Origin of the sequence: Streptomyces harbinensis (genome assembly GCF_900116145.1) — a bacterium.
GTDB lineage: Bacteria > Actinomycetota > Actinomycetes > Streptomycetales > Streptomycetaceae > Streptomyces > Streptomyces carpaticus.
In genome coordinates, this window is sequence record NZ_FPAB01000003.1 from 133,676 (window position 1) to 141,195 (window position 7,520).

The window sequence follows — 7,520 nt, forward strand, 5'->3', positions numbered from 1 at the left end:
TGGTGTCTCGGTGATGACGGGGCAGCTGGTCGCCGCAATGGTGCCGCGGTCGGAGACCGCGGAGACACCCGATCATGCAGACCGCGCAGGACACCGGGTTCTCGCCGCAATGGTGCCGCGGTCGGAGACCGCGGAGACACACCAAGTCCAGCGGGTGTGCTCTCCCCGCCGGGGTGCCGCAATGGTGCCGCGGTCGGAGACCGCGGAGACACCTGTGGTTCACGGGGACCGTCAATCAGTGACCGTCCCGCCGCAATGGTGCCGCGGTCGGAGACCGCGGAGACACCTGTACGGCGAGATCGGCCTGGAGTACGGCAACGAGCCGCAATGGTGCCGCGGTCGGAGACCGCGGAGACACCCCGACAAGATGCCCCGGGCCCCACGTCGACTACACCGCCGCAATGGTGCCGCGGTCGGAGACCGCGGAGACACCCCGTCTGAACTGGGGTGATGGCTGTGTGTGACGGAGGAATCGGCACCTTCGGCGGACTAATTCGTATCAAGCCAGACTTTTTGCTTCGGTGCGATGCGGCTTTTCCGGGTGTGCTTGGGGTTCCGAAGTAGTGGGCGGCCAGGTGCGTTGGGCGGTGGCGAGGGGGCCCGCTGAGCTGTTGAGGCGGGTGCGGTGGGTGGTGTAGATGGCGCTGATACCGAGGTTGGTGAGGCGGGGGGTGTTGCGCGGGTGGGCGTGGATGAGGGGGTGTTCGAGGAGCGTCGTGATCGCCGTGCTGGTGAGTGCCGGGCGCCAGATGGGCCAGGTGAAGGTGGTGGTGCGGTGCCATCCGGTGGTGCGTGGGCGCCGGCCGTTGCCGGTGAGGCGGTAGTGAGCGAAGGCGTGGAGTGCCAGCCAGGTGGCGCCGGGAACGCCGTGCTGGGTCGGTTTGCCGTCGGCCTGGGTGGCGGCGAGGCGGGTGGAGTGGTGGTCGAGGCTGGCGCCCGCGTAGCCGTCCACGCGGACCCATGAGGTGAGGGCAGCCGTCAGCTGTCCGGAGTCGTCGTGGCAGTGTTCGGCCGCGTCGAGCCAGCTCTGGCGCAGGGTCATGCGCCCGGTGGGGGAGAAGAACGGCGTGATGGTGGTGTACTGCCCGCCGGGTTTCTCCTCGGCGTGCAGCTGGTTGACCAGTGCGGCGAACCAGCGTGCCTGCGGCGCCCCGGTTTCCCGTTCCGCGGTGGCATGGCGCCGCAGCTCCGCGTGGGCGGCGGCGGGCGGCATGCGCAGCGTTTCGTTCGGCGCGCCCGGGGCGCGTTCGCGGTCGAACAGGCCCGGCGCCAGGAACAGCGGCCCGGGTTCGGCGACCGGCTCGGTTTCCTGTCCCTGCTTCTTCCTGCCTTTCTTCTTCTCCGGGAAGCGGGGGAGTTGCCGCTGGAGGTGCTCGGCCAGCCCGGTGAGGGTGAGCGGGTCGGTGGTGTGGAGGGCGGCGGGCTGAGCGGGACCGTTCCAGGACAGGCGTGCGGTGCGGTCGAGGGTGTGGGTGACGATCTCCAGGGTGCCCAGGGCGGCGAGGAAGCCGAGCGGGCTGTCGGAGCGCAGGGCGGGCAGGGTGAGCTGATGCAGCATGGTCAGGTGCCCTCCTCGGAGCAGGCCATGTCGGCCAGGCGGATCACGGCTTCCAGCAGAGCAAGCCCCCAGGGCCCGTAGCGCTCGTTGAGGGCGGTGAACCGGTCGTGACCGTCCCAGTCGGTGCCCATCACACCGGAGTTGACGGTGACCGCGCTGCCGTCCGGCATCGGACAGGCGACGTCGGTGGGCTCCGGGTCGGACTCGGGCGGCAGCAGCGGGCGGGACCAGCCGTGGTGCGCGGCCACCAGATGCGTGATCAGTTCACTGTCCGTACCTGCCGCCTCCACCGGTCGCGCGCTCAGCCATTGACGGACGGCGGCGGCGCTGAGCGCTTCGTGCCGCAGCAGCCGCGGCCACCGTGCGAGGCTGTCCGCCCGGCCGAACGCGACGCGGTCCGCCGGGTCCATCCCGGACTTCGCCAGCGGCTCCTCCAGCGACTCGGCCCACAGTCGGTCGCCCCCGCACAGCCGCACCTGGAACCGGGGATGAGCCTTCCCGCAGTCGTGCGCCTCGCCCGCGAGAGCCAGCGCGTTCACCAGGGGTTCCGGCAGGCCCAGGAGTTCGGCGAAGACGCGGGCGTGTGCGCCGACGGCCGTCCCGTGGGCCTTCAACGCGACGGGGCGGGTGTGGCTGGTGGTGTCCGCGTCGTCGCCGATCCCGGCCACGGCGGTCCCGGCCCGCTGCGGAACGTGGAGCAGCAGCCGCTCACCGTCGATGAGGTACCGGCTCCGGCCGGCCGCGCCGCCCTTCGCGCCGCCGGTCCGGTCCGTTTCCGGGGCCCAGGCGCTGACGGCCAGCAGGGACTCCAGACGTTCGGCGAGCTGGGGGGCGAAGCGCCCGTCCGCCCGGTGGGTGAGATCGGCGACCTTCGTCAACAGGTCGCCGATGACATCGTCGGGGCCGGGGACATCATCGGCGGACGTGGTGAGCTGAGCCGTGGCCTTGGCGATGGCCGGTGCGAACTCCTCGGCCGGTACGCCGGTGAGGGAGGCGAGGACCGCCGCGTCGATGCGGGTGACGGCCACGGTGCGGCCGGAAGGGAAGTCGCCCAGGTCCGGCACGGTGGCGTCGCCGGTGCGGCCGGTGAACCCGTAGGCATCGTGGCCCCCGAGAGCCGAGGGCAGCATGTAGGTGCCGCCGGGGGAGATATCCGAGGCGTCGGTGATGTGCTGCCAGAAGGAGGTTCCGTCCTCGTCGGTGGCCCAGCGCATGACCGGCAGCGTCAGCTGATGCCGCTGGCCCGGAACGGGAGCTTCGCGGTCGGGTTGCTGTTCGAGGTCCGACAGCATCACAGAGGAGGGGTCGTCGGTCAGCAGCCGCCGCAGGTGGGCGGCGGGGACCGCGACGGATTCCCGCGCGTGCGGCCCGGGCAGGACCGGCTTCCCGGCCTCGCCGCGGGAGGGCAGGTCGGCGCGCCAGATGATCTGGACGTCCGGCACGCTGGTGTCCAGGCCGTGGAGGAAGGGGTGCACGTCCTGGTCGGGCACGGGTTCGGGGGAGGTGCGGGCCCAGGAGGCCAGGAGGGTGGCGTGGACGGCGGGGATGTCCGGCCGGGATGCGCTCATGGCTGCGAGATCGACGTCCTCCAGCAGACCGGGCAAGGTGGTGGGGTTCATCTCCAGCCCCACCCCGGGGCCCAGAGCACCGGCCAGGGCCTGGTCACCGGGTCTGATCGTCGCGGTGTTGCCGGTGAGCCATTCCCAGGTGCGGGCAGCCGCCGCCCCGTACACGGGAATCCGGCTTTCCTCCTCCGGCTTCGCCGCAACGTGGGTGCGGGCGACGATGACGGGGGCGTGGCCGTAGCCGCCGCGCCGGTCGACGCGGCCCAGCCGCTGGATGAGCGCGTCGGCGGACGGCACTTCGGTGAACATCGCACCGAACGAGATGTCCCATCCGACCTCGATCGTCTGCGTGGCGACCACGACCAGCGGCCGTTCCCGGTGAGGGTCGGGTCCCTCCAGAAGCTCCCGCAGCAGCGGACCGTCCAGCAGCAGATCGCGTTCGGCGGCCCGGGTGCGGCCGGTGATGAGCAGCAGATCGATGTCCTGCCGCTGCCCCAGCCGCTGGTGGGCGGCGCGGGCGGCGGCGATGGTGTTGGCGACGACCCCGACCACCGGCCGTCGCGCCGCCGCCAGCAGCGCGTCCAGGCAGCCCTCGGCCGCTGCCGCGAACGCTTCCGCGCTCTTCCTCGGCACCCCGGCGTCCAGGAGGGTGACGCGCCGCTGGGCCTCCAGCCTCGGGCGCGCCACGGGGTGGGTGCGGTCGGCTGCGGGCAGGCTGAAGCGCTCCCGCCCCGGGTCCGGTGACGCGGTGGCGGAGAGGCTGACGACCTTCAGTTCCCGCCCGGCCAGGCCCGCGTCCTCCGTCAGGGACTGGTAGGCGGCGCAGTCGGCCGCGGTGGTCAGCAGCGGCAGGGCGATATGGGCCTCGTCGACCGCCAGCAGCGCGTCCACCCCGCACAGCGCGGCGTCGATGGGGCGCATCCGGGCGCTGACGCCGTAGCCGCGGAAGAGTAGCCGGCTGCCGTACTGGTCCACGGTCGCGGTCACGACGGCCGGTTGCGCGGGTGAGGACAGCCAGCGCGAGGCCCAGTCGACCCCGCCGCGCATGCGTACGACCTCCAGCGGGTGGCCGCCCGAGAGTCCGGCGAGTGCGGCGGCGACCTTGGCGAGCACGCTGCCGGGCGGTGCCGCTGCCAGCCGCCGGGCCAGGTGCTGGGCGTGACCGTGGGTCTGGTCGACGACCAGGCGCCGGTCCACCACGAAGAACAGCCGCAGCGGCACCGTCCGCGGCCCGCCGCGCCGGGCCTGCCAGGCGAGGAGGAACACCCAGATGTCGATCAGGCTCGTCTTGCCCAGCCCGGTCGGGATGTCCAGGTCCGCCCACACCCCGCTCCGGGCCACCTGCTCCAGGTACCCCTGCTGCCAGGCGAACGGCCGGGGCGGTGCACCGTGTTCGGGGCAGGGGTCGTCGCAGGCGGGTCCGCAGGAGGTGTTGGCCTCGGCGAAGAACCGGGCGAATGCGTCGAGTTCCAGCATCTCGACCGCGCCCCCGGTCCCGGTCTCGCCCCCGGCTTCGGTCTCGCCCCCCGTCCCGGCTTCGGTTCCGGTAGGGGTGGTCGTGTCGCGGTGTGTCATGAGGGAGTGGCCTCCATCGCGTCGTGGACGGGGAGGCACAGGCCCAGTCCGAAGTTCCGCTTGCTGCCCACCACGACCGGGCCCGTCACCTTCTGCGCGAACCGCAGCCGCACGTGCCGGGCCGGCAGCGGACGCTCCTGCGGCTTGCGGCGCAGCGCCGACGCCGGAAGGTCGGGCGCGCCGGGCAGCTGTGAGCCCGTCCGCATCACGTCGACCGCCTCGGGCCGGGGCAGCCCGGCCAGCCGGCAGCTCTTCGCCACCAACTCCTCGATGCCTCCTCCGTTGCGTTTGGGGAACCCGTCCAGGACCATCGGCAGCGCGGTCGCCCACACCCGGGACGCGTCCGTCCACGTCCCGGACCGTACGGTCCACCGCGCCACGTCCACGCCTGCGGTCGGCCCGACATAGGTGACCCTGACCGGACGCGGGACGCCGGGAACGGACAGCTTGGTGAGCCCACCTCCCGCGCGCAGCAGCACTGCCAGCAGCGCGCGCCGCTGACCCGTCTCCAACCCGCGCGGGATGGCCACGGCGACGCCGCGCAGCCGTCCGTCCGCGTGCGCGGTGCCCACGAACGGCAGCCCCAGGAACGCGCACGGCCGCTGGACGTCGCTGTCCGTATGACCGTGGAGGGCGGGCATGGCGGCCACGTCGTGGCCGCAGGCGTCCAGCATCCCCATGACCTTCCGCCGCAGCGACCCGGCCACCGCCAGCGTCGCCACCGGATCCACCGACACCGCCCGGTCGAACGCGAACGTCACCAGATCCCCGAACGGCCCCTCCACCACCGGCTCCTGCGTCTCGGAAGGAGCCTCCCCGGCCGCCCGGCGCGGTACGTACGCGGCGGAGCGGGCTTGCTGCCAGGCCGGCTGCCCGGCCTCGTAGGCGGCCCGCAGCGCGGAGAGATAGCCGGGGTAGGGGACACGGAGATCGACCCCGCCCCCGAACGGTGCGGCGGGCTCCCAGACCTGCCACTCCTCGCCCACCAGGCCGGGCGCCGCCCCCACCGAGGCGGTCACCAGGGCCGGCGCGCTCGCCCGCCCCAGATACGGGACCTTCCGCGCCAGGTCCTCCAGTACCGACCGCACACCCGCCGGTGGTTCCGCCTCCCACACGAACACCAGCCCGGACGCGGACAGGGTCCGCTGGGGCCACGTCTTCTCCCCGTTCGTCCGCCCCGGCAGCACCCCGTGGGACGGTGCCGACGCCACCGCGTTCGTCGGCACCCATGCCGCACGTGGCGACGACGCCTCCGCCGAACCCGCGGGCACCCCGACCACCGGCGGCGCCTGCTCCTCCAGCCAGCTCAGCGCGGCACTGTGCACCGGGTCCGCCGGATCGGCCACCGCCACCAGCGCGCAGAACAGCCGCGCCGGATGCGGCGGCCACTCGGCCTTCTCCCGCCCCACGGTCGCCGCCTGATAGGCCGCCTCCAGCAACTCCACCCTCACCAGGAACGCCACCGTGCTACTCGCCCTCGACCTCGCCGGCACCGGCCAGCACGAACGACTTCTCGATGGCCTTCTGCAACTGCTCGTTCGGCCGCACCACAAACGGTTCCGACGGCCACTCAAGCCCCGCTGCCTCGGCCCGCCGCACCGCCACCCGGAACAGTTCCACGGCGTCCGCAGCCGACGTGACCTCCAGCGGCTCGGTCACCACCGCCCCGTCACGGCCCCGCATCACCCACTCCACCCGCTCTTCGGCCAGGACCAGGTCACACCCCGAGCGAAGCCGCACGACCGGAGCCGAGAACGCCAGCCGGTCACCCAGCAACGCCAGGGCCCCCACCAACGCCCGCCCGGCGGCCTCCAGCTCCGGTGACACTTTCCCGAACCGCAGCGAGGCCAACTGCGCCATGCTCACCGTCGCCGACCGCTGGATCGAGCGCACGGTCACCCCGCCGATCCCCTCGGACGGCGGGATCATGCCATGCCCAAGGGCCGAGGACTTCGCCGTCTTCGTACCCTTCGGCGGCTTCTCCCCGTCCAGGGACTTCCAGCCGCCGTCATCGGTCAGCTGCACCGTTTCCCCGGTCAGGTTCAGCGGATCCACCCGCCCCGCACCGCGCACGGAGGCCAGCGGCGCCACCCCCACCATCTCCGAGCTGTAGGCGCGCGGCACCTTCACCTGCACCCGCCGCTTGCGGTGCGAGTCCCACACGCCGAACACCAAGTCGGAAGGCACCCACCGCAGATACGCCCCCACGTCCCGCACCCCCGCCACCCGCAACGCGGCCCCCGGCTCCGTCTCGTCGAACGCCCGGCCCTCCGCGTCCACGGCATCCCGGAAGTACGCGTCCCGACTCCGATGCGGCGCCTCCAGACTCGACACCCGCACCGCCACCCCCTCGGCATCCGTCACCAGCACCAGATGCGGAACGAACACCTCACCCCGCTCCACTGCCTGTAGCAGGGCGGTCTCACACCGGTTGGCCTGCGACTGCCGCTGATCGAGCAACACGACTTCTGTCGGCTCCCCCTCAAGCCACCGCTTCTCCCGCAGATACCCCGCTGCGTTGGTCGCCTCCAACTTCACCGTCGGAGGAAACACGGGGGTTCCCACGCCTCCCACCGGCTCGTACTCAGCGACGACACGTACAGCGCCATCCCCCGACCGCAGACTCGCAGCCGCCAACAACCGCTCGTAGACCTGCTCCACCACACACCTCCACGCGATCGCAATGAACGAACGCGCCGAGTAAAACAGCAACCACTGACAGTCGCCGCTCTCGCCGTGAGGGCAGGATGCTGACCAGCCATCATCCCGATCGCTCAAGAGCTGCTGGTCGCTGGTGCCGCGGTCGGGGACCGCGGTGATGC

General features: G+C 72.5%; 4 protein-coding genes and 1 CRISPR repeat array (1 of these 5 cut by a window edge). All 4 genes read right to left on the reverse strand.

The annotated features are described in order from the left end of the window. Positions 1 to 432: a CRISPR direct-repeat array (repeat unit 37 nt; unit sequence GCCGCAATGGTGCCGCGGTCGGAGACCGCGGAGACAC); it begins 255 nt to the left of the window's first position. Positions 433 to 499: 67 nt separating this feature from the next. Further along, a complete protein-coding gene (locus BM385_RS08345) occupies positions 500 to 1,558 on the reverse strand; it encodes a type I-G CRISPR-associated protein, Cas3-extension family (protein ID WP_254791483.1) in 1,059 nt (352 codons plus the stop codon). A 2-nt stretch (positions 1,559 to 1,560) separates the two neighbouring features. After that, complete coding sequence (gene cas3g / locus BM385_RS08350) at positions 1,561 to 4,698, reverse strand: type I-G CRISPR-associated helicase/endonuclease Cas3g (RefSeq protein WP_093842663.1); 3,138 nt, start codon at positions 4,696 to 4,698, stop codon at positions 1,561 to 1,563. Continuing rightward, positions 4,695 to 6,149 carry a type I-G CRISPR-associated protein Csb2 gene (gene csb2, locus BM385_RS08355; RefSeq protein WP_254791485.1) on the reverse strand — a complete coding sequence of 485 codons (1,455 nt, stop codon included), beginning with the start codon at positions 6,147 to 6,149 and terminating at the stop codon, positions 4,695 to 4,697. Before csb2 ends, cas3g begins: the two co-directional genes overlap by 4 nt. 16 nt (positions 6,150 to 6,165) lie before the next feature. Then, a partial coding sequence (gene cas7g / locus BM385_RS08360) for a type I-G CRISPR-associated RAMP protein Csb1/Cas7g (protein ID WP_254791486.1) occupies positions 6,166 to 7,520 on the reverse strand: 1,355 nt, incomplete at its 5' end.